This is a genomic window from Acinetobacter sp. ANC_7553 (assembly GCF_056779895.1).
On record NZ_JBWYIV010000006.1, the window covers coordinates 114,533 to 137,348 of the forward strand.

Consider the following 22,816-nt stretch of genomic DNA (forward strand, 5'->3'; position numbering starts at 1 on the left):
GTAAATCTATATGCGCTTACCTGTTTTAGTGTTTGATATTGAAACATTGACCGATCTTAAATCAGGAGCGCATCTATATGGCTTAGATTTACCAGAAGATAGTATTGAACAAGCGCTGAGTAAGTTAAGACGTCAAGAAGCGGGCACTGACTTTCAGCGACTTGCTTTACATGAAATTGTCTGTATTTCAGGACTATGGATTGATGAAAAGGCAGGAATGAAATTATTTTCATTCAGTCGTGAACATTATTCAGAACCTGAAATTTTACAAAAATTTCTATCAATTTTTGATAAACGTAATCCGACTTTAGTCAGTTGGAATGGCTCCCAATTTGATCTGCCTGTTATTATGTATAGAGCAATGTATCATGGGTTGTCTGCGCCAAGTCTGTTTGATCAAGGCGAAATTGATACGCAAAAGCGCTATAATAACTACCAGAATCGTTACCATCATCGTCATATTGATTTGATGGATTTTATGGCAATGTTTAATGCGCGTCACTTCCAAAAACTGGATGATGTCGCCTATATGCTCGGTTACCCGGGTAAGCGCGGAACACCAGGTTATTTTATCCCTGAATATGTTCGTAACAATAATTGGATAGAATTAACCAGTTATTGTGAAGGGGATGTTTTAAACACATGGTTAGTCTATCTGCGCTATGTATTGTTAAAAGGACAGATTTTCCCTGAAGATCATCGTCTGTGGATTCAAGCGACGATTCATTATCTTCAAGGTCAACCCCAGCAAACAGAATTTTTGCGTATTTGGCAAGAAACTGCTGAAAAAACTGACTTCACCGCTTCTGATTTTAAATCAACTCAACATTAGGTTATCTCTTTGAAACAACGTGCCGCACATCGCTCATCTCAACTTCCTCGTTATACATTTACAGTTGAGAGGCTTTCACATGAAGGGCGAGGGATCGCACATTTTCAAGGACAGGAACATCCTCAAGACAAATTGGGTAAAAAGGTTTTTATTCGTTTTGCACTGCCAGGAGAAACAGTAGAAGCTCAAATTACCCATCAGGCAAAAAAATTAGAAGAAGCTGATTGTGTGCAGTTGATTGGGGCGCCGAGTCCAATTCGTACACAGCCAGTTTGTCCACATTTTGGAAAATGTGGAGGCTGTAATATGCAGCACATAAAATTAGATGAACAAATTCGTTTAAAACAATCAGTTTTAGAGTCGCATCTCACCCACTTTGCAGGTGCTCTTCCAGAGTCGTGGCTAGAACCATTGCGTTCGTTACGTGAAGATTATCGTCACAAGGCTCGTATTGGCGTTCGCTACATTGCTAAAAAAAATAAATTAGTCATGGGTTTTCGTGAGGCTCAATCTAATCAGCTTACTGAAATTAAAACCTGCAAAATTTTAGATGCAGAGCTAGATGCTGCGTTACCTCACCTCAAGGTACTCCTTGAAAATCTAAAAGCAAAAGCAGATATAGGTCATATTGAATTGGCGAAAGGAGATCAAGAGGTTGCACTTTTGATACGTCATACCAACAAATTACCGCAAAATGATGTCAACCAACTGCGTGAATTTGCGTTAGAAAGATCATGGCAGCTTTATTTGCAACCAGCTGGTGTAAGTAGTGTTCATCGTGCGGATGGTGACCTATCTGAGCGATTACATTACTCACTACCTGATTTTAACGTGACGTTTGGTTTTAAACCGACTGACTTTACTCAGGTGAACCCCACCATTAATCCACAAATGGTGAAGCTGGCATGTGAATTGCTTGACCTGAGCGGAAATGAGCGTGTTCTTGATTTATTCTGTGGTCTAGGGAATTTCTCATTGCCACTTGCACGTTCTGTAACACGGGGTGAGGTCGTCGCGGTGGAGGGAAGTGAGGAAATGGTGATGCGTGGGACAGAAAATGCACTGAAAAACGGCATCACAAACGTAAAATTTTATGCTCAGGATTTAACGCAAGATTTTTCGCAACATTCTTGGGCAAATCAAGGGTTCGATGCACTCTTAATAGACCCACCACGCGCTGGAGCTGAAGAAATTATGCACTATGTGCCAAATTTTGGTGCAAAAAAAATCGTCTATGTTTCCTGTAATCCTGCTACATTAGCACGTGATACAGGGATTTTAGTACAACATGGCTATCAGTTGAAGAAAGCTGGTGTGATGGATATGTTCAGTCATACAGGCCATGTTGAATCTATTGCTTTATTTGAAAAAAGCTAGTGCTAAGTGTTGATTTAATAAAATGAAGATTAGATTTAAAAAAGGAGAAGGGTATGGTCACAGTACGTGAGCAGTTACCTGGACGACTGACTGAGTTGTCTGAGGAAACGACTGTAGAACATGCCGCTGAAGCGCAACTTGGTTTAGCAACTTGGCTAGACCGTGCGCGGATTATTTTAGACGGTGCAGAACTTAAAAAATTAGAAGAAGTCGCTCTTAGTGTTTTAAAAAAAGAACTGACTTCTGATCACCATCATAAAACCAATACCTTCGCGACTGGCTTAGGTATGGCAGATATTTTGGCTCACCTACATGTTGATGAAGATACTTTGTCAGCAGCGATGCTTTATCGTAGTGTGCGTGAGGGCATGACGTCGCTTGAGGAGATTCGTAAAAGCTTTGGTGAAAGTGTCTACAATTTGGTGAAAGGCACTTTGGCAATGGGTAAGTTGTCAGAGCTGATCGAAAAAAATAAACGTTTAGAAGATCACTTCAATAATAATCAGCGTGAACATTTAACTGGGATTTACAAGATGTTGATCTCAGTAACAGAGGATGTTCGCGTTGTATTAATCAAGTTGGCTGAGCGTACGCTGGCTTTGCGTGAGTTGGCAAACTCTCCAAAAGAGCGTCAAGAGCGTGTCGCACGAGAAATTTTGACCATTTACTCGCCCTTGGCGCATCGTCTTGGTATCGCGCAGTTAAAATGGGAACTTGAAGATCTTGCGTTCCGTTATTTAGCACCAGAGCGCTATAAAGAAATTGCATCTTTACTCAATGAAAAACGCTTAGAGCGCGAACAATATATTCAATTCGTGGTCGATAAGCTGAAAAGTGAGTTGTTGAAGCATGGCATTGAGGCTGAAATCTCAGGTCGTGTGAAACACATTTATTCGATTTATCGAAAAATGAAAAGTAAGAACTTAAGTTTCGATCAGCTATATGACATTCGAGCTGTTCGTGTACTGGTTCAGAATGTATCTGAGTGTTATCACGCTTTGGGGATCGTACATCAAATCTGGCGTCATATTCCCCATCAGTTTGATGATTACATCACTAACCCAAAAGCCAATGGCTACCGTTCTTTACATACTGCAGTGATTGCTGAAAATAAATCTTTAGAGATACAAATCAGAACCACTGAAATGCATGAAGAAGCTGAGTTAGGCGTTTGTTCTCATTTCAATTATAAAGAAGGTGCGAAAACTACAGATTATTCATTTAATCATCGTTTGCACTCTTTACGTTCCGTGCTTGAACATTATCAAGAACGAAATGAAGCAGGTGCGCATCCGAATGAAGACGAAACTGAAAATTTCAATCAGCTTCAAGATTTTGAAGATTTTGAAAAAATTTATGTTTTTAGTCGTGATGGTGACATTAAAGAATTACCGCGTAATTCAACCGTTTTAGATTTTGCATATCATGTGCATACTGAGGTTGGTAATAAGTGTTATGCAGCACGTGTGAACCAACGTTATGTGCCACTGACTTATACATTAAAAACAGGTGAACAAGTCGAGATTCTGACCAAGAAAGATCGTGAGCCAAATCGTGATTGGTTGGTGAACTCTTTAGGTTATATCAAGACAGCACGTGCAAGAGACAAGTTGCGCCATTGGTTCAGACAGCAAGACCGTAGTAAGAACTTAGAAGTCGGTCGAGAGATTCTCACCAAGGAATTATCACGTCTTGCAATTCACCCAAAAAGTATTGATTTGAGTGATTATTGTGCTCACTTTAACGTTAAAACAGGTGAGGACATTCTTGTATCCTTGGTGAGTGGAGATATCAGTCTTCATGCATTGATTAATCAAGTCAATCGTCATATGCACTTGGATCAAGATGAGCCTGAGTTAGTGCTGAAGCCAGCATTAAATCCACGGGCGAGTCATACATTATCAGCGCATGGGATTCTGATTGACGGTTTGGATAATGTTGAACTACATATTGCACAATGTTGTCAGCCTGTTCATGGTGAGTCGATTGCTGGATATATCACACTCAATCGTGGCGTGAGTATTCATAAGGTGGCTTGTCCGGATTATGTGCGTATGATCAGCCAAGAACCTGAACGCGCTGTTGAAGCAGATTGGGAAATGCAACCCACAAGAGGGCAGAGTGTCCAAATTGTGGTTGAGGCTTATGATCGTCGAGGACTGCTGAAGGATCTAACCCAAGTGATTTTTTCAGATCAGATTAATATTCGCCAAGTGAATACTATTTCGGAAGCGGATGGTATTGCCAATATGAAACTATTGATTGAGGTCAAAGGTTTGGCTCAATTGTCTCGCTTGTTGGCTCGATTGGAACAGCAACCAGGCATCATTAGCGCAAGACGTTTGGTTCAAGGAAATTAAAAAAAAGCCTGCTTTAGCAGGCTTTTTTATGACTGATCACTCAAATAGAGTTAAATCAGATTTTGCATTTTTTAGAACCTTGATAGATTCCAATATTATCGATGTTTGCTTGCGATGCAGCTTTGATCTGTTGCTGTAATGGAATATTTGCAGCATCAGAAGTATCGCTTTCACCCGCTACAGAGTTTGCAACTTGCCCCATTTTTGTTGCTTTTTCTGAGTTGCCACCGAAAGTAGATAATGCATTACCTGCCATACCCGCCCATTTGCTCAATGATTTAGCTGGCGTTTGGGTTGCAGCAGCTGCAATATTTTTATCAGCATTTTCTAAGTTACGCTTAGCATTGGCTTTTTCAACAGCTAGTGTTGCACAATCCATTGCCTTGAGTTCAGCAGTTGAGTGTTGTTTCGTTGGTAGTTCACCCGAAGCTTGAGCAAGAGTCGTTGTTAAAGCAGTAGCGATAGCTAAAGTTAAAATTTTTTTCATTATATATTCTCATTTGTAACGCATTGTTATAAATGCCCCTGTTGGGGCGAGAGAATATACACAAATGTGACTAATTTGTCATTTCTTTTTACTTAATATTAAATTTGTCACTCTATTGATCAATTGAGGACTGAATCTTGACAGGTGATACATTAGTTCAGTTTTGATGCCAACAGTATGGTGAGTCACGGTTAAGTGATGGCTTTTTAAACGTGCGACACGGTAAATTTCCTGAGCAACGTCTTGGGCGCTGAGACTGACTCCCATATTTTGAATCGTACCCGCATCCATGCCTTTTACCATGGCAGTCTGAACAAATAATGGCATGATGTCTAATACGCGTATTCCATATTTTTGCCATTCAACATCAAGACCTTCTGTAATGCCGCGAACAGCAAATTTACTTGCTGAATAGGACACTAAATCAGCTTGACCATAGATAGCAGAAGCAGAGGACATATTGATGATACGTGCGTGGGAGGCCTGTTTTAAGAAAGGGAGCGCAGCATGACAGCCATTGAGAACGCCGTTAACATTGATATTAAATGTTCGATGATGCGATGAGATATCTGTATTTTCGAATGCCCCTGAATATAAGATGCCAGCATTATTTAATAATATATTTATTTCACCAGCCCATTCGTTGAACTCAGTTAAAGCACTTTGCCATTGGTCGTATTGGGAAACATCTAGCAAACCCGCTTTAGCATTTGGCCCTAAAGATTGAGCCAATTGTTCAGCTTGTTCGAGATTGATGTCATAAATACCGACTTTATAACCTTGCTGATAGAATAGTTTTGCGGTAGCTGCGCCAATCCCTTGTGCTGCGCCACTGATAAAAATACTAGATGTCATCGAAAATCCTTGTTGTTTTACATCATTTTATGTTCCTAGTTGAGCATAAGATTGTTCATTGAATCAACAATATCTTTAAACTCATCATTCACTAGAGATCAACTTTCATGGAAAAACTTTTAAATATCATGCAAGAGCTTCGTGCGAAATGTCCATGGGATCAAAAACAAACGCCTGAAAGCTTGACTCGCTATGCGATTGAAGAAGCTTATGAGGTTGAAGAAGCAGTTCGATCACAAAATACAGCGCATATAAAAGAGGAATTAGGAGATCTTCTGCTGCAAGTTGTATTTCAAGCGCAAATGTATAGTGAGCAAGGAGCATTTAATTTTCATGATGTGGTGGAAACGTTGTGCGACAAGTTGATTCGAAGACATCCTCATGTCTTTCAATCGGCTCAATTTGAACAACTGAATGAACAGCAGGTGAGTGAACTTTGGCAAAAAATTAAGGCTGAAGAGAAAAAAGACAAAACTAAATCACGTTTAGATGAAATTAAAGCGGGTCCTGCCTTAGATCAAGCCGAACAAATTCAAAAAAATGTAGCTCAGATTGGATTTGATTTCGAAAATGTTGAGCAAGCGTATGAAAAGTTAGATGAAGAGTTATCTGAATTGAGAGAGGCGCTCAACCATCAAAATTCCGACGAAATACAAGAGGAGTTTGGAGATTGTTTATTTTCTTTAATCAATGTTGGACGTAAAATCGGCATTTCAAGTGAGATGGCTCTACTTGGAACCATCCACAAATTTAAACAACGTTTTTCATACATTGAGTTGCAGGCAAAAAATAGAAATACGCCCATTGAAAATATGAGTCTCAAAGAAATGGACCAATTGTGGGGTCAGGCAAAAGTGTATCTAAAGCAACATAACAATAACATTCAGGTTCAACATGAATAGCATCATTTCTTTTCTTCTTCTGATATTTACTGCATGTGTGAGTTTAATCAGTTCGGCATATCCACAACAGTTTGATCAATCTTACTTAAAATGGAAAGCAGAGCAAGAAGCTCATGATCAACGACTTAACCGGCAAAGTGCGAACCATTATTTATCTCGACCAGCCGTAAATACATCATCAAAGCAATCAGCTGGTGGTGTCGGGCAATCAACTAAAGTTCGTCTTAATACGGCTTCAATGGTTGAACTACAAATGATTAAAGGAGTGGGTGAGAAGAAAGCTGCTGCAATTATTGAGTATCGGCAAAAGCATGGCAGTTTTAAGTCAGTAGATGAACTTCAAAATGTCAAAGGAATAGGTCCAAAGTTTATCGAAAAGAATCGCAACCAGTTAGCCCTCTAACACATTTTTATAGAGGTCAAATGGCACTAAGGGGTGTTGAAATTTAATCAATTTTGACGGTGAATCTTGGAGAATAAAATTGCCCTTTGATTGTGTTAGAGCTATGATTAGCACAATTATGATTTTACGTTCTGACGTAGGAGACAGCGTCTTTTGCAAACTTTGCACGCGTCAAAGTGCGGTTTATCCACTGCACAATTACCTTCTTCCATTTTAGATGTTATTGATTCTTTAACTAAAGCCGGCTATGAAGCTTACATCGTCGGTGGTGGTGTCCGTGATTTGATGCTTGGACTTGCGCCTAAAGATTTCGATGCTGTAACCAATGCGACACCTTCACAAATTAAAGAAGTATTTGGTCGTCGTTGCCGAATTATTGGTCGTCGTTTTGAGTTGGCTCATGTCTATTCTGGTCGTGAATTAATTGAAGTGGCCACTTTCCGAGCTCCTCCTAAAAAAGCAGTGACTTCTGCTGCAGGGATGATTCTAAGAGATAATAATTGGGGCTCAATTGAAGAAGATTTTGCTCGTCGAGATTTCTCAATCAATGCGATGTATTACCAACCGCGTAAGGGTATCATTCTTGATTTCTGTAACGCTATTGATGATATAAAAACAAAAACATTGCGTTTATTGGGTGATCCAAAGTTACGTTTTGAAGAAGATCCAGTTCGTATGTTACGAACACTGAGATTTGCTGCGAAACTTAACTTTAAAATTGATCCTGCAATTTTAGATGTATTTACACCTGAAGCAGCCTTGCTTTTACGTGATGTATCACCCCATCGTTTATATGATGAATCTCAAAAGTTATTCACAATGGGGCATTTGAATCGTGTGCTCCCAATGTTGATTGAGTTTGGAATCTGGAAACAATTATTTGCAGATATTCCTCCTCATATTGATGCATTTATTGAACGTGCAGCGAAAAATACAGATCAGCGAATTCAAATTGGTAAAACGATCAACCCTGCATTTTTCTATGCGGTATTGTTGTGGAAACCATTCCTTGAGCGTTGTGATTTTTATATGCATAAAGGTGTTGTGGCAGCTGAAGCACGTGCTCAAGCTGGCTTAGATGTGCTGAAGCGCCAAGCGACACGCACGATTATCCCGCGTTTTGCAGAAACCTTTATTCGTGAAGTTTGGGAAATGCAAACTCGTTTGTTGAACCCAAAACCTCAGCAAATTGAAGCACTCTCAGGTCATGCTCGTTTTAGAGCAGGTTTTGACTTTATGTTGCTGCGTGAAAAGTCTGGAGATCAGACGACCAATGGCATGGGTCAATGGTGGGATGCTTATCAGTTGATGTCTTTGGACGAAAAAGAGCGTGTGATTGCGCAGTACAATCGTCAACGGACTAAATCACGACGTAAAGTTGCCGTGATCGAAGATGTTGCGGAAACAAAGCCTCAGCAGATTGAACCGCTAGTTAAAGAAACGGAGTCACGTAGCCGCCGCAGTCGTAAGGCCGCTTCAGCGAATGAGCGAAGAACAGAGCAAAATGCGAGTATCGCTTTGGATAATGGTATTGCAGCTGATCATCCTATTTTGAAGCGTAAACGTGTTAAACGTGATTTAAATACAGTGGTGTTTGGTCCTATCCAATGACAGTACGAACATATATTGGACTGGGAAGTAATTTAGGTGATTCTCAGCAGTTGATGGCAGAAGCCTATACGAAACTGGCAATGCTGGGTGTGGTGAAAGCATCAAGGCTTTATCATAGTCCACCTATGGGTCCTCAAGACCAACCACATTACCACAATGCGGTCGTTCGTTTAGATACGAGTCTAACGGCGCTTGAATTATTAGATGAATTACAAAAAATAGAAAATGAAGCAGGGCGGGTGCGTTTACGTCGTTGGGGTGAACGCACACTCGATTTAGATCTATTGTTATATGGTGATCAAACGATTCAAAATGATCGCTTAACTGTTCCACATATCGGGATATTTGAGCGAGATTTTGTCATACTGCCGTTATTAGATCTGGATGTCGAATTAGAAATTCATGGACAGAAAATTCGAGAAACGAATATTGCAAAACACAGCCAATTGGATGTTTTAGCAGATTCATCTTGGATCAATATTTAAACTTTAAAATGTTCTAAGGAACTGTGTTAGAGGACATCTTATGATCAGTCTGAGCGATTTAAGACAATTCAAACAGCAAGGTCGAAAATTTTCATGTCTGACTTGTTATGACGCCAGTATGGCGAAGGCAATGGAAATTGCTGAAATAGATACCATTTTAATTGGTGATTCGCTTGGGATGACTATTCAAGGCCATGATTCAACGTTGCCTGTGAATGTGGAAGATATGGTCTATCACACCTCAGTTGTACGTCGTGGAAATAACCATGCTTTCATCTTAACTGATCTGCCTTTTATGAGTTATGCCACACTCAATGATGCACTAGTAAACTCGAAAAAAGTGATGCAAGCTGGCGCACAAATGGTCAAGCTTGAAGGTGGTGCTTGGCTTGCTGAAACGGTAGAAGTATTGACTCGCAATGGTATTCCAGTGTGTGTCCATCTTGGACTAACGCCACAATCCGTTCATGTATTTGGTGGCTATAAATTACAAGCCAAAACGCGTGAAGCTGCGGATCAGCTGATTGCTGATTGTAAAGCCGTTGTTGAGGCTGGGGCTGCAGTGTTATTGCTAGAGTGTGTACCTGCACAATTGGGTCAAGAAATTACAGAACTATTTCCGCATGTACCTGTGATTGGTATTGGTGCTGGAGCACAAACCGATGGTCAAGTTCTGGTTGTTCAAGATATGCTGGGATTAAACTTCGGTCGTGTTGCACGTTTTGTACGTAATTTTATGAAAGAACAGTCTGGTGAAACGGCCATTCTTGATGCAATCAAATCGTATCATGTTGCTGTACTAGATCAATCTTTCCCTGCTAAAGAACATACGTTCCAAGTTGAGCTTTAATCATGAAAACTGAAACAACAATCCATGGTTTAACCGCATCACTTCATGCTGCTCGTCAAGCACGAAAGACTATTGGTTTTGTCCCGACCATGGGGAATCTACATCAAGGTCACTTAAATTTAGTACGTGAAGCACGTAAATTATGTGATGTGGTTGTGGTCAGTATTTTTGTGAATCCGATTCAATTTGGCCCAAATGAAGATTATGACAGTTACCCACGCACACTTGATCAAGACAGTCAGTTGTTGGCTGAAGAGGGTTGTGACATTATTTTTGCACCTTCAGTTGAGCAAATGTATGGCAGTCAACCTCGCTTAACAAACATTAGTGTCGGTCAAATTACCAATGATTTATGTGGTGCTCAACGTCCGGGGCACTTTGATGGTGTTGCGGTAGTAGTAACGAAGTTATTTAATATCGTACAACCACATTTTGCATTTTTTGGTCAAAAAGACTACCAGCAGTTGGCTGTGATTAAGACAATGGTACGTGACTTGAACATGCCGATTGAAATTATTGGTGTGCCAATTGCACGTGCTGAAGATGGTTTGGCATTAAGTTCACGTAATGGTTATCTTTCGGCTGAACATCGTCAAATTGCACCAGTCATTTATCAATCTTTAAAAACTGCTGAAACAAATTTAAAACAAGGTCAAGCGCTTACAGAGGTTCTTGCTGAGATAAAATCAACTTTAAGTGATGCTGGCTTTGTCGTGGATTATGTTGAAGCACGTAATCCAATGTTGCAGGCAGTAGAGCAATTTGACCAAGATATTGTGTTATTTGTTGCTGCGAAAATTGGTTCGACACGCTTGATCGACAATTTACAAATCAGTCTTTAAAACAGGATTAAACTCGATGATGATCGTCAGGTGTGGTGCATGAAGCGAATTCTTATTGTTACAGGACAATCCGGTTCAGGGAAGTCATCTGCATTGCAGGTTCTCGAAGATTTAGGTTATTACTGTATCGATAATTTGCCGCTAGCATTACTTCCTGAGATCGTTGGAAAGTTAGATCAAGAAAATAATTTAGAACAATTGGCTTTAGGGGTTGATGTTCGGAGTACACGCGCTGATTTGCAAGAATTTGAGCAAGTTTATCAGCAACTGGAAAAACATGGTGAAGTCGAGGTCATTTATCTCACGACCAAAGATCAAGAGTTAATTGCTCGTTTTAGTGCCTCGCGTCGACCTCATCCACTGGCGAATCGTTTTAAAAGTCTGAATGAGTGCATTCAAGAAGAGAAACAATTACTGTTGCCGATTCAATTAAGAGCAACTGTACAGATTGATACATCAGATAAAAGTGTCCATGATCTTAAAGATACATTATTATCCCGCTTAGGGCAGGTAGATAACTTAATTGTTATTTTACAGTCTTTTGGATATAAGCATGGTATTCCGTTGGATGCTGATTTTATTTTTGATGTGCGGCATTTACCCAATCCACATTGGGATTTAGAGCTTAGAAAATATTCGGGCTTAGATGAGCCCATTGAAAAATTCCTGACATCATTTGACCAAGTGAATATGATGTTTGAGGATTTAAAGCAGTTTTTAGAGAAGTGGTTGCCTGCCTTTGCAGAAGGGCATCGCCATTACATTACGGTTTCGATAGGATGTACAGGTGGTCAGCACCGCTCTGTATTTATTGTGGATAGACTCAAAAAGGCGCTTGAGGCACAATGGTCTATTCAGGTCTTGCATAGAGAAATGAAGCACTGGTCATGATTGACACAACTGTTGACGTAATTAACAAATTAGGATTACATGCGCGTGCGTCAGGCAAGCTCATTGAGGTCACTACCAAATTTCGAAGTTCGATTAAAATTGGTAAGGGCGATAAATTAGTCGATGCCAAAAATATTATGTCTTTGCTCATGCTCGGTGCAGGCAAAGGAACTACATTAAGACTAGTGATTGAAGGGGCAGATGAAGAGAAAGCTTTGTCTGAAGTTCAAGCATTATTCGCAGCAAAATTTTACGAGGCTGAATAATCGTGGCACGTCGATCGCAACGTTTTACTGAAGATGATTTTGAGTCTTTAGAAGGACGTGCAAGTAAAACTGAACAAAAGAAAGCTGTACAACGTATGGCTGCTTTAGGGGCTCAACTTGCTGAGTTACCCAAAAAAAAGATTGAAAGCCTTCCTGTGGAAGAGCGCTTAATTGAAGCTTTATTGGATGTTCAATTGATAACATCAGGTGAGGCTCGTCGTCGTCAATTTTTGCGTATTGGTAAATTATTACGCAATGAAGACGAGAGCATGATCTTATCTTATTTGACACCTCAACAAGGGGCGAAAAAGACAGCACAATTGCACCGCTGGGTCGATCGTATGATTGCACAAGGTGAGCCTGTTATTAAAGAATTTATGAAGACTTACAATGCTGCAGAGCATCATGCAATACGTCAGCATTTACTTCGTATTGAACGTGATATTCAAAAAAACTTAGGTGAGGATGCTGTTGCACAATCTAAGTTAAATTTGCTGAATTACGTTCAGCAAGTTGCACTTATCTCTGATCGTTAATGGTCAAAAAAAAGGTCTGATGTTTCAGACCTTTTTTATTTCTTAGATGCTTAATATTTAGAGTGCAGCACGATCTTTTGCCCAATCTCGCAACACAAACTTTTGCAGTTTACCTGTTGAAGTTTTAGGGATTTCAGTAATCACTACGTCTTTAGGTACCTTGAATCGAGCAAGATGTTGTTTGCAGTATTCAATGATTTCTTCAGGTGTAGCTTGTTGCCCTTGCTTCAATTCAATAAATGCGCATGGAACTTCTTGCCAACGTGGATCAGGTTTTGCAACAACTGCAGCTGTCAGCACGGCAGGGTGTTGATACAGTACTTCTTCCACTTCAAGTGAAGAAATATTTTCACCACCAGAAATAATCACATCTTTCGAGCGATCTGTGATTTTGGCATAACCATCAGGCTGGCATACGGCAAGATCGCCAGTATGGAACCATCCACCAGCAAATGCTTCAGCGGTGGCTTCAGGATTCTTCAAGTACCCTTTCATGACAATGTTGCCACGGAACATAATTTCCCCCATGGTCTGACCATCATTCGGTACAGGCAGCATCGTTTCAGGATCTAGTACTTTCATCCCATCTTGAAGTGGATAAGGTACACCTTGACGTGAATGTAGTTGAGCTTGTTCTTGGATGCTTAAATCACTCCAGCCTGCTTGCGAAGCACATAGCGCTGATGGTCCATAGGTTTCAGTGAGACCATAGACGTGGGTAACATTGATTCCTAGATTTCGCATACCTTCAATAATGGCAGCTGGTGGCGCTGCACCAGCAACCATCACTTCAACTCGATGATTAATTTCGCGTTGTTGCTCTTTTGGTGTGTTGATCAACATGGACAATACAATTGGTGCACCGCAGAAGTAATCGACTTGATGATCCGCGATCAATTGATAGATCTGTGCTGGATCAACTTTTCGAAGACAAACATTTGTGCCACCGTTGGCGGCCATGGTCCAAGCGAAACACCATCCATTACAATGGAACAGAGGCAAAGTCCATAAATAGGTGGCACGGGGTGTCATACCACAAGCAATGATATTACTTGCTGCATTAATATAAGCCCCACGATGATGATAGACCACACCTTTTGGATTCCCAGTTGTGCCTGAGGTGTAGTTTAAGCTGATGGCATCCCATTCATCCTGTGGTAATTGCCACTCAAACTCAGGATTACCTTGTGAAAGCCAAGATTCATACTCAATTTTTCCAATACGGGGCGCTTGTTCATTGAATTCATATTCAGTATCTGCAACATCGATAACATAAATGTCCTGAGGAACTTGTGCTAAAGCTTCCTGTGCTAATTCTGAGAATTCAGGGTCAACTAAAAGTACTTTTGATTCAGCATGTTCAAGCATAAATGCGAGTGTTTTTGCATCTAGGCGCGTATTTAATGTATTGAGTACAGCGCCTGCCATAGGCACTGCAAAATGCGCTTCGATCATGGCTGGAATATTTGGAAGTAATACTGATACAGTATCATTTTTCTGAATACCAAGCTTTTGCAGCTGATCGGCAAATTGACGGCAACGTTGGTACTTTTCTTTCCAGCTAATCCGGCGTGTACCATGAATAATTGCATCTTGCTGAGGGTAGATGTAGGCCGCACGCTCTAAATATCTGAGTGGAGAAAGGGCAACAAAATTTGCCGGCGTTCTAGGTAGTTCGTCATACGGACTTAAATTCATTTTAGTATCCATCTTCATTTTTATAATCCTGAGTAAAAGATAAGCAAAAAAGAAACGGAATACATTTATCCTTTAGTCGAGCAAACGTGACATTTTGTCAATTAGGCGAAAATTCATATTTTTTAATTTCAATTTATTGCGTTTTATTCGTGAAGTTGGTGATATTTATTTGTGCTGATTAATGTAATTGATCTAGAAATAGGGTAAATTTTAAACAGATTTTAAGTTTCAAAATCGAATAATAAAAGCAAAAGGATTTTGCATATGTATATTGTTGGGTGGGGGAAAGATGAAATTAACATCGAACCCAAAGGCTATGCCATGTTTGGCTATGGGATGTGGCATCACCGTGCCTATAAAAAAAGAACTGCGCTGTATGCGAGAACAGTGACCATTCAAAAAGATCGAGATGCTCCATTAATTTTATGTTGTCTAGATTTTGGCTGTATTACTTCAGCAATTCGAATTACTGTAATCCAACGCTTGAATGAAACGTTGAGCGATCGTTTCGATCCACATCGTTTGGTTCTAATGGCAACGCATACCCATTCAGGTCCAGGCGGTTGTGGTTATGAAGCTCTTTATAATATGCCGACACCAGGATTTGTGCCTGAGCACCTTGATGCAGTTGTGGATGCTGTGCAATCCAGTATTCAACAGGCATTATCCAATCGCGATTTTACAGAGATTCGGTTAGCGACAATTGACATTCCTGAGCAAGTCCCTGTGGCATGGAATCGCTCGATAAAAGCGTATAATCGAAATCTCGATACTGCATTCGTCGGTGAATCTGAAGCTTACAAAGCAATCAATCGACAAATGCAAGTCCTTGGCTTTTATCGTGGGGAAAAGCTTCATTCTCTGTTGTCACTGTTTGGTGTGCATGCGACATGTTTGGGCAATCAATTAGACGCTCATGATGGTGATAATAAAGGCTATGCCGCAACACTTTCGGAAGAGACCTTAAGTGCTGCTGGGGTGGATGGACCAGTTTGTATATTTGCGCAAGCAACAGCAGGCGATGTGTCACCACACTTCCATGGAAAGAATCAGACTAAGATCAGAAAAAAGATAAAAGGAGAAGCAGAATACATCTATGCGAGAAACAATGGTCGTATACAGAGTGAGTATGCTTTAGCCGCTTTACTTGAGCAACAGAATCAAAACATCCAATATCAAGATTTGGATGCAGTACTCGAGTATGTTGATATGGCAAATACTGTGGCTGATCCAGAGTTTTCAGGTGGATATAGCAATGCGATAACAAGCCAAGCTTGTCATGGGACAGCATTTATTGCGGGCACACCAGTCGATGGTGTGGGTGCTGCAAAGCCATTGATCATGGCTATGAATTTACTTTCAAAACAATTCAAACGAAGTAAATTGAATTCAAAAGATCCAGCGGAAAGTGCTTATTATCAGAAGCTTTATCATGCTCAAGGACCCAAAAATATTATTTTTGAATCGGGTCAGCATCGGATATTAGGAAAAAAATTAGGTTCACTTCCTGGTGTTTTAGATCCACTCATTGCTGAAATGAATGCTCAAGTTCACGCTGGCGCAATTCAAGAGAGCGATTTAGTGCCACATATTGTGCCAATTCAGCTCATTCGAATCGGTCAACTTTTTTTGGTATGTGCTCCCGGAGAGTTTACAACAACTTCAGGTAAGCGCGTATTAAATACCATTCAGAAAAGTGTATTACCGACATTTCCTAACGCAAAAATTTGGTTTGCATCTTATTGTAATGACTATATGGGCTATGTCACGACATTCGAAGAATATCAAGAACAAGCCTATGAAGGTGGACACACTTTATTTGGTCAATGGACTTTGGCAGCTTTTCAAACCTATTTTAAACATTTGGCTAAACAGATTTGTTTGCCACCTGAACAACGTCAATTATCAAATTGCGTACCTAAAGCAGTACCTCAAAAAGAATTAGAGAAAAGAACCAATCGGGGAAATGTTCAAACCGCCGTTGCACAAAAGGAGTTGGCAACATGAGTAATCTGACACATCATTATTGGTCTAACTGGTCGGGATATTGCCACTCAAACCCGCAACACATCTTATATCCAGATCAATTACATGAATTACAGGATATTGTGATTCAACATCCTAAAGTTCGTGTGGTTGGTGCAGGGCATTCATTTACTCCTTTGGTAAAAACGGATGCGTCTATTATTTCTTTAGACCGATTTTCAAGTGTCTTAAATGCTGATCAGGCTAAATGCCAAGCGACGTTATGGGCAGGTACTCGACTATTCAATTTAGGCCAGCATCTTGCTCCTTATGAACAGTCGCTTATGAATCAGGGTGATATTGATCAACAAAGTTTAGCTGGTGCTGTGTCTACAGGAACACACGGGACAGGTGCAGCGCTATATTCTATTTCAGGCTATGTAGAAGATTTTGAGCTATTACAGGCAAACGGGGAGTTAATCCAATGCTCCAAGACGGAGAACACTGAAATTTTTCAGGCAGGGAGAGTATCGTTGGGATCACTCGGGATATTAACGAAAATAACCATGCAAAACCGCCCTAGATATAAATTGGAAGAGAAAATTCATTTAGCCCCTGTAGAAGAAAGCCTTGATCAATTTCTCCAATTGATGCACCAACATCGGCATTTGGAGTATTTTATTTTCCCTTTTACAGATCAGTTAATTTTTAAAACACTTGATGTTACAGAGGGTGAGGTGAAGCCAAGAGAAACTTCTTGGCCATCTGAGGATCAACTTTTAACATGGTGTTGTGAAATTTCTAAAAAAGCCCCTTTTTTGACGAAATATCTTCAAAAATTAGTCGGTGTTTTTGTGAAGCCAACAGAATTCATTGATTGGTCGGGTGATATTTTTGCAACACCTCGGAATACCAAATTCAATGAAATGGAATATCAAATTCCAATTGAGAATGGTATTCAATGCATCAAAGAAGTGATTGCAACGTTTAGAAAATATCAAATAAATTCTTTTTTCCCTATCGAATTCCGCGTGGTCAAAGGGGATGATATTTGGCTAAGTCCTTTCTATCAGCAAGACAGTATTTCGATTTCAATCCATCAATATTATAAGCAGTCACCTCAAAAAGTATTTGATCTTATTGAGCCGATTTTTCAAAAATATCGAGGCCGTCCACACTGGGCTAAGATGCATCAACTGTCTCACCAAGAGATTCGAGCTCTTTATCCGAAATGGAATGAATTTATGCAAATCAGAGAAGCGCTCGATCCCCATCGAAAGTTTCTCAATCCCTATCTTGAAAAACTATTACTTGGGCAACATGGATGAGAGATGAATAGTTTTTTTAATCAAATGAATGATGATCTGCGGGCACATGGTTTAGGTCAACCTATGCTCTTGATCGATGAGGATGCATTAAACTTTAATATTGCTTATGTAAAACAGCAGCTAGCTTCAGCAAAGCACTTAAAACCGCGGTTGGTCGTTAAATCTTTGGCTTGTTTGCCTTTGTTAAAAAAGCTAAGTTTCGAATTAGACACCCGACACTTTATGGTGTTCCATATTGATCACTTAGAATTGATGTTCAATCATTTTGATCAAGCTGATTTACTCTTTGGCAAGCCGATGCCAATTCGTGCAGTAGAAAGGTTTTATCAAAACCATCACACGCCAATCCAATGCAAGATACATTGGTTAATTGATTCCTTTGCTCGTTTGCAACAATATCATGCCTTGGCTGATCAACTGGGACTTAGCTTCAATATCAATCTTGAAATTGATGTGGGATTACATCGTGGAGGCGTTCAAAATTCTGCTGAATTTATACAAATGCTCAATTATATTCAGCAGCATCAAAAAACGCTAAATTTGAGTGGCTTAATGGGCTACGATGCGCATGTCACTAAACTACCTAAGGTGGTGAAGCGTGCAGAAACAGCTTATGCTGAATCTCAACATATTTATCAAAATTATCAGCACATCTTAAAGCACCAATTCCCAGATTTAAATCATGCTCAGCTGTGTTTTAACGGAGGAGGAAGTCCAACCTTTAGTTTTCACGTGAAACATAGTGTGTGTAATGATCTGTCATTTGGCTCAATGTTGCTTAAGCCCAGCGATTTTGATTCTGAATATCTTTCTTCACTTAAATCTGCTTTATATATAGCGAGTCCCGTACTGAAAGTTTTAGACCAAGTTTCATTGCCAGGAATGCCTTCATTTAAAAAAATAAAATTCTTTCAGAAGCATCAATCGGTTTTTATCTACGGTGGCTATTGGATGGGTCAATATGTTTATCCAGCAAAATCTCATCCTCATTTATTGTATGGACGAAGCACCAATCAGGAAATGATTTGTGTCGATCGTAAAATTGATATCCATCCTGATGACTATGTAATTATTCGACCGAGCCAGAGTGAGGTGGTCATCCCGCAGTTCAATCGCACGTACCTTTATCGAAAAGAAAATGAGTGGAATTCATCTGATTTGGAAACGAGTAGATTTGAACCTTGGGAAAATTTTAGAGAGTAGTGATTAAAAGAAAAAGGGATGAAGTTAATCATCCCTTTTTAGCATTGGTTTGAAATTTATTGGATACCGCCGTAGTGGATGCCCGTTAATTCACTGATTTCTTTTTTCCAAGTGGTTAAGTCATCCAAATTAAATTTACTTAAATGGTCATGCCCACAAGCACGCGCCATTACCTGCATCAATTCGACTGAAGCATTGAAGAAGTTGGCGAGTTGCTGTGCTGATTTTTCAATTTCGAGTCTTCGACGCAAATGATCTTTTTGTGTTGCAATACCGACAGAGCATTCATTTGTATTACACGCGAGCATTCCCAAACAACCAATTGCCTGCATGGCAGAGTTAGACAGGGCAATGGCATCTGCACCCAGCGCTAAGGCTTTAATAAAATCAGCGGGGACACGTAAACCACCTGTAATGACCAAACTAATGTCACGACGTCTTAAACGATCTAAATGACGACGTGCCCGTGCCAAGGCAGGAATGGTCGGCACTGAAATATTGTCACGGAATAATGTTGGTGCTGCACCTGTACCACCACCACGACCATCTAAAATAATGTAGTCCACACCTATCGCAATCGCAGCATCAATGTCTTTTTCGATATGCTGTGCAGAAAGTTTAAAGCCAATCGGAATACCACCTGTCTGCTCGCGTATATAGTTTGCAAACTCCTTGTACTGTGAAAGTTCAGTCCAATCCGAGAAGGTTGCGGGAGAAATCGCAGATTGTCCTTCTTCTAAACCACGTACTTCTGCAATTTTTCCGACCACTTTATGCCCGGGTAGATGTCCGCCTGTTCCTGTTTTTGCTGCCTGTCCACCTTTAAAGTGAAAAGCTTGGCATTTTTTACTTTTTCAATGTCATAGCCAAAACGACCAGAGGCCAGTTCGTAAAAATATCGTGAATTCGAGGCTTGTTCATCATCTAACATTCCACCCTCACCAGAACAGATGCCAGTACCTGCCATTTCCGCACCCATTGCCAGTGCAGTTTTTGCTTCTTGCGATAAAGCTCCAAAACTCATGTCGGAAACAAATAATGGAATATTGAGTCTCAATGGTTTTTTTGCATTTGGTCCAATAATCACTTCGCTTGCAACGGGGGCATCATCCAGTAGAGGAACTTTCCAAAGTTGAGCTGTGACCAGTTGAATATCTTCCCATTTTGGAAGTTTGTCAAAAGGCACACCCATGGCTGCGGTAGGACCATGATGACCGAAATTTTTTAGACCATTTCGAGCTAATTCTAAGATGAATCTATTGTGTGGCTCTTCAGGAGCAGGCTGAGAATCTGCGTAGAGTCCTTGATAACGATCACGATTGAATTGCTGTGGATTTCTTTTTTCCCAAGCTTCGATTTCTTCTAAGTCAACATAGACATGATCATCATGAATCCAAGCTTTAAATTTTTGCAGATTTTTATTGAGATATCTCGGGTTAATGCCAGTTTTATAGAGGTAATGAGAGCCGTGAAGGCCACATACAATTTTGTCGCCTTGAATATGGGCATCGGACATGAGTGCTCCGCGATGCTGACAACGACCATACATGACAACGACTTTTTCTTCATCATGATCTTCAAGACGAAGAACAACAAGATCCACATTGGCTGCTAAAGCATATGCGGGTTTAAGCGGTTGGAGTGTAGACCAAGCAATTAGTGGGTGAGATTTCATATGACCTGCCTAATGATTTCAGTGGGTTATATTTATTTGTTTAAAAGTATGTTGATCATCTAATAGAAAGTATAAAAGATTATTTTTCTATAATTGGGATAATATTGGTTTAAATATTAAATTGGGAATATATTTTAACTATTTTTGTCACAATTAAAACTGCTATCGCCTAATGCTCGATTAACGGTTTATTAAACAACGTGACACGTGTAAAATCTCTAGCGATTTTATTTATCCACCGTTTTTATCTTTTGAGGTTCGCCTCGATCATAATCTCGCGGTGACATGCTCCATTGTACGGGGCATCACTCCTTAAGGATTTTTTATGCCAATTATTACTTTGCCAAACGGCGATCAAAAACAATTTGATCAAGCTGTCTCTGTCATGGAAGTTGCTCAAAGCATCGGTCCAGGTCTTGCAAAAAATACGGTTGCAGGTCGTGTAAACGGCCATCTAGTTGATGCATGTGACTTAATCACTGATGATGCCACGTTGCAGATCATTACGCCTAAAGATGATGAAGGTGTTGAAATTATTCGTCACTCTTGTGCCCATTTAGTTGGTCACGCAGTGAAGCAGCTTTTCCCCGAAGCAAAGATGGTGATTGGACCTGTCATTGAAGATGGTTTCTATTACGATATCTACAGTGAAAAACCATTTACACCAGATGATATGGCTGCCATCGAAGAGCGTATGAAAAAGCTCATCGATCAAGATTATGATGTCATTAAAAAGATGACACCTCGTGATGAAGTGATCAAAGTATTCACTGAGCGTGGTGAAGATTATAAATTACGCCTCATCGAAGATATGCCAGATGAGACTCAAATGGGTCTTTATTATCATCAAGAATATGTGGATATGTGTCGTGGTCCACACGTACCAAACACTAAATTCTTAAAGTCATTTAAGTTGACGAAGATGTCAGGTGCTTACTGGCGTGGTGATGCGAAAAACGAACAACTTCAACGTATTTATGGTACGGCTTGGGCGGATAAGAAGCAGTTGGCTGCTTATATCAAACGTATTGAAGAAGCTGAAAAGCGTGACCACCGTAAAATTGGTAAAGCGCTTGATCTGTTCCACATGCAAGAAGAAGCACCAGGCATGGTGTTCTGGCATCCAAATGGCTGGACAATCTATCAAGTTTTAGAACAATACATGCGTAAAGTTCAACAGGACAATGGTTATCAAGAAATTCGCACACCTCAGGTGGTCGATTTTAGTCTGTGGGAAAAATCAGGACATGCTGCAAACTATGCAGAAAACATGTTTACTACACATTCTGAAAACCGTAACTATGCCGTTAAACCAATGAACTGCCCATGTCATGTTCAAGTGTTTAACCAAGGTTTAAAATCTTACCGTGATTTACCAATTCGTCTTGCTGAATTTGGTTCATGTCACCGTAACGAACCATCGGGTTCATTACACGGGATTATGCGTGTTCGTGGTTTCACCCAAGATGACGCACACATTTTCTGTACAACTGAGCAAATTGGTCAAGAAGTTGCTGACTTTATCAAACTGACTTTAGATGTTTATAAAGATTTCGGTTTTGAAGAAGTGCAAATGAAACTCTCAACACGTCCAGAAAAGCGTGTAGGGGATGATAAGCTTTGGGATGTTGCTGAAAAATCTTTAGCTGACGCACTGGATGCAGCAGGTCTCGCTTGGGATTTACAACCTGGTGAGGGTGCGTTCTACGGTCCTAAAATTGAATTTTCTTTGAAAGATTGTTTAGGTCGTATCTGGCAGTGCGGTACAATCCAATGCGATTTTAACTTGCCATTACGTTTAGATGCATCTTATGTCACTGAAGACAACGATCGTGATCATCCTGTGATGCTTCATCGTGCAATTCTTGGCAGTTTTGAACGTTTTATTGGTATACTTATTGAACACTACGCTGGATTTATGCCACCATGGTTGGCACCAATTCAAGCATGTGTGATGAATATTACCGATTCTCAAGCAGATGCTTGTCAGTCAGTCGTCGCTAAATTGCAAGAAAATGGCATTCGAGCGATTTCAGACTTGAGAAATGAGAAAATCGGCTTTAAGATTCGTGAGCGTACTTTAGAGCGTATTCCATACCTATTGGTGCTTGGGGATCGAGAAGTAGAGGAAGGTACAGTGAATGTACGTACTCGCTCTGGAACAAATTTAGGTACTATGTCTATCGATGCATTCGTTGACTTAGTGAAAGTAGCCGTAGCCGAACGCGGCCGGTATATTGTGGAGTAAGA

General features: G+C 40.2%; 19 protein-coding genes and 1 pseudogene. 16 read left to right on the plus strand and 4 right to left on the minus strand.

The window, feature by feature from the left end; all coding sequences use genetic code 11:
- The first annotated feature begins 10 nt into the window (after positions 1-10).
- The 3 genes from AC1M9I_RS06560 to AC1M9I_RS06570 are packed head-to-tail and all read left to right on the plus strand — an operon-like array spanning position 11 to position 4,569.
- Positions 11-832 (plus strand): 3'-5' exonuclease, encoded by an 822-nt coding sequence (locus tag AC1M9I_RS06560; RefSeq protein WP_481595060.1) that lies wholly within the window; start codon positions 11-13, stop codon positions 830-832.
- A 9-nt stretch (positions 833-841) separates the two neighbouring features.
- Complete coding sequence (gene rlmD / locus AC1M9I_RS06565) at positions 842-2,209, plus strand: 23S rRNA (uracil(1939)-C(5))-methyltransferase RlmD (protein ID WP_481595061.1); 1,368 nt, start codon at positions 842-844, stop codon at positions 2,207-2,209.
- 53 nt (positions 2,210-2,262) lie between these two features.
- Positions 2,263-4,569 (plus strand): RelA/SpoT family protein, encoded by a 2,307-nt coding sequence (locus tag AC1M9I_RS06570; protein WP_035265331.1) that lies wholly within the window; start codon positions 2,263-2,265, stop codon positions 4,567-4,569.
- A gap of 55 nt (positions 4,570-4,624) precedes the next feature.
- Here the strand turns inward: AC1M9I_RS06570 and AC1M9I_RS06575 are convergent, their stop codons facing one another.
- Complete coding sequence (locus AC1M9I_RS06575; RefSeq protein ID WP_035265332.1) at positions 4,625-5,056, minus strand: hypothetical protein; 432 nt, start codon at positions 5,054-5,056, stop codon at positions 4,625-4,627.
- Between the two features lie 78 nt (positions 5,057-5,134).
- Positions 5,135-5,911, minus strand: coding sequence for an SDR family oxidoreductase (locus AC1M9I_RS06580; protein ID WP_481593324.1), 777 nt, complete (start codon positions 5,909-5,911; stop codon positions 5,135-5,137).
- A gap of 107 nt (positions 5,912-6,018) precedes the next feature.
- Between AC1M9I_RS06580 and mazG the strand changes: the two genes are divergently transcribed.
- From mazG to yjgA, 9 genes are all read left to right on the plus strand, one after another.
- Positions 6,019-6,813 carry a nucleoside triphosphate pyrophosphohydrolase gene (gene mazG / locus AC1M9I_RS06585; protein WP_180028508.1) on the plus strand — a complete coding sequence of 265 codons (795 nt, stop codon included), beginning with the start codon at positions 6,019-6,021 and terminating at the stop codon, positions 6,811-6,813.
- A complete protein-coding gene (locus AC1M9I_RS06590; protein ID WP_035265336.1) occupies positions 6,806-7,216 on the plus strand; it encodes a ComEA family DNA-binding protein in 411 nt (136 codons plus the stop codon). The genes mazG and AC1M9I_RS06590 overlap by 8 nt, the downstream gene beginning before the upstream one ends.
- Before the next feature lie 153 nt (positions 7,217-7,369).
- Positions 7,370-8,827 (plus strand): polynucleotide adenylyltransferase PcnB, encoded by a 1,458-nt coding sequence (gene pcnB / locus AC1M9I_RS06595; RefSeq protein ID WP_481595062.1) that lies wholly within the window; start codon positions 7,370-7,372, stop codon positions 8,825-8,827.
- The gene (gene folK / locus AC1M9I_RS06600) at positions 8,824-9,312 is read left to right on the plus strand and encodes a 2-amino-4-hydroxy-6-hydroxymethyldihydropteridine diphosphokinase (RefSeq protein ID WP_035265339.1); all 489 of its coding nucleotides are present in this window, start codon (positions 8,824-8,826) and stop codon (positions 9,310-9,312) included. Before pcnB ends, folK begins: the two co-directional genes overlap by 4 nt.
- A gap of 40 nt (positions 9,313-9,352) precedes the next feature.
- Positions 9,353-10,162 (plus strand): 3-methyl-2-oxobutanoate hydroxymethyltransferase, encoded by an 810-nt coding sequence (gene panB, locus AC1M9I_RS06605; protein WP_035265341.1) that lies wholly within the window; start codon positions 9,353-9,355, stop codon positions 10,160-10,162.
- Positions 10,163-10,164: 2 nt separating this feature from the next.
- A complete protein-coding gene (gene panC, locus AC1M9I_RS06610) occupies positions 10,165-11,004 on the plus strand; it encodes a pantoate--beta-alanine ligase (protein WP_035265343.1) in 840 nt (279 codons plus the stop codon).
- 39 nt (positions 11,005-11,043) lie between these two features.
- Positions 11,044-11,895, plus strand: a complete 852-nt coding sequence (rapZ, locus tag AC1M9I_RS06615; protein WP_035265345.1) for an RNase adapter RapZ — start codon at positions 11,044-11,046, stop codon at positions 11,893-11,895.
- Positions 11,892-12,161 carry an HPr family phosphocarrier protein gene (locus tag AC1M9I_RS06620; RefSeq protein WP_035265349.1) on the plus strand — a complete coding sequence of 90 codons (270 nt, stop codon included), beginning with the start codon at positions 11,892-11,894 and terminating at the stop codon, positions 12,159-12,161. Before rapZ ends, AC1M9I_RS06620 begins: the two co-directional genes overlap by 4 nt.
- Before the next feature lie 2 nt (positions 12,162-12,163).
- The gene (gene yjgA / locus AC1M9I_RS06625) at positions 12,164-12,697 is read left to right on the plus strand and encodes a ribosome biogenesis factor YjgA (RefSeq protein ID WP_035265351.1); all 534 of its coding nucleotides are present in this window, start codon (positions 12,164-12,166) and stop codon (positions 12,695-12,697) included.
- Between the two features lie 57 nt (positions 12,698-12,754).
- Here the strand turns inward: yjgA and AC1M9I_RS06630 are convergent, their stop codons facing one another.
- Positions 12,755-14,395 (minus strand): acyl-CoA synthetase, encoded by a 1,641-nt coding sequence (locus AC1M9I_RS06630; protein ID WP_035265353.1) that lies wholly within the window; start codon positions 14,393-14,395, stop codon positions 12,755-12,757.
- Positions 14,396-14,659: 264 nt separating this feature from the next.
- Between AC1M9I_RS06630 and AC1M9I_RS06635 the strand changes: the two genes are divergently transcribed.
- Genes AC1M9I_RS06635 through AC1M9I_RS06645 form a run of 3 tightly spaced genes read left to right on the plus strand, consistent with a single transcriptional unit; the run spans position 14,660 to position 18,891 of the window.
- A complete protein-coding gene (locus AC1M9I_RS06635; protein ID WP_481595063.1) occupies positions 14,660-16,402 on the plus strand; it encodes a neutral/alkaline non-lysosomal ceramidase N-terminal domain-containing protein in 1,743 nt (580 codons plus the stop codon).
- Positions 16,399-17,688, plus strand: coding sequence for a D-arabinono-1,4-lactone oxidase (locus AC1M9I_RS06640; RefSeq protein ID WP_481595064.1), 1,290 nt, complete (start codon positions 16,399-16,401; stop codon positions 17,686-17,688). Before AC1M9I_RS06635 ends, AC1M9I_RS06640 begins: the two co-directional genes overlap by 4 nt.
- A 3-nt stretch (positions 17,689-17,691) precedes the next feature.
- Positions 17,692-18,891: an alanine racemase gene (locus AC1M9I_RS06645; protein WP_035265356.1), complete on the plus strand. Its 1,200-nt coding sequence runs from the start codon at positions 17,692-17,694 to the stop codon at positions 18,889-18,891.
- 56 nt (positions 18,892-18,947) lie between these two features.
- Here the strand turns inward: AC1M9I_RS06645 and AC1M9I_RS06650 are convergent.
- Positions 18,948-20,566, minus strand: a pseudogene (locus tag AC1M9I_RS06650) (glutamate synthase-related protein).
- Positions 20,567-20,891: 325 nt separating this feature from the next.
- Here AC1M9I_RS06650 and thrS point away from each other — a divergent pair.
- Positions 20,892-22,814 (plus strand): threonine--tRNA ligase, encoded by a 1,923-nt coding sequence (thrS, locus tag AC1M9I_RS06655; protein WP_092768341.1) that lies wholly within the window; start codon positions 20,892-20,894, stop codon positions 22,812-22,814.
- The last annotated feature ends 2 nt before the right edge of the window (positions 22,815-22,816 follow it).

Coding starts and splice junctions, on each gene's coding strand:
- AC1M9I_RS06620 (WP_035265349.1), top strand. CDS start 11,892: ATGATTGACACAACTGTTGACGTAATTAACAAATTAGGATTACATGCG.
- panB (WP_035265341.1), top strand. CDS start 9,353: ATGATCAGTCTGAGCGATTTAAGACAATTCAAACAGCAAGGTCGAAAA.
- folK (WP_035265339.1), top strand. CDS start 8,824: ATGACAGTACGAACATATATTGGACTGGGAAGTAATTTAGGTGATTCT.
- AC1M9I_RS06570 (WP_035265331.1), top strand. CDS start 2,263: ATGGTCACAGTACGTGAGCAGTTACCTGGACGACTGACTGAGTTGTCT.
- AC1M9I_RS06640 (WP_481595064.1), top strand. CDS start 16,399: ATGAGTAATCTGACACATCATTATTGGTCTAACTGGTCGGGATATTGC.
- AC1M9I_RS06580 (WP_481593324.1), bottom strand. CDS start 5,911: ATGACATCTAGTATTTTTATCAGTGGCGCAGCACAAGGGATTGGCGCA.
- AC1M9I_RS06560 (WP_481595060.1), top strand. CDS start 11: ATGCGCTTACCTGTTTTAGTGTTTGATATTGAAACATTGACCGATCTT.
- AC1M9I_RS06575 (WP_035265332.1), bottom strand. CDS start 5,056: ATGAAAAAAATTTTAACTTTAGCTATCGCTACTGCTTTAACAACGACT.
- mazG (WP_180028508.1), top strand. CDS start 6,019: ATGGAAAAACTTTTAAATATCATGCAAGAGCTTCGTGCGAAATGTCCA.
- AC1M9I_RS06635 (WP_481595063.1), top strand. CDS start 14,660: ATGTATATTGTTGGGTGGGGGAAAGATGAAATTAACATCGAACCCAAA.
- panC (WP_035265343.1), top strand. CDS start 10,165: ATGAAAACTGAAACAACAATCCATGGTTTAACCGCATCACTTCATGCT.
- thrS (WP_092768341.1), top strand. CDS start 20,892: ATGCCAATTATTACTTTGCCAAACGGCGATCAAAAACAATTTGATCAA.
- AC1M9I_RS06645 (WP_035265356.1), top strand. CDS start 17,692: ATGAATAGTTTTTTTAATCAAATGAATGATGATCTGCGGGCACATGGT.
- AC1M9I_RS06590 (WP_035265336.1), top strand. CDS start 6,806: ATGAATAGCATCATTTCTTTTCTTCTTCTGATATTTACTGCATGTGTG.
- rapZ (WP_035265345.1), top strand. CDS start 11,044: ATGAAGCGAATTCTTATTGTTACAGGACAATCCGGTTCAGGGAAGTCA.
- AC1M9I_RS06630 (WP_035265353.1), bottom strand. CDS start 14,395: ATGAATTTAAGTCCGTATGACGAACTACCTAGAACGCCGGCAAATTTT.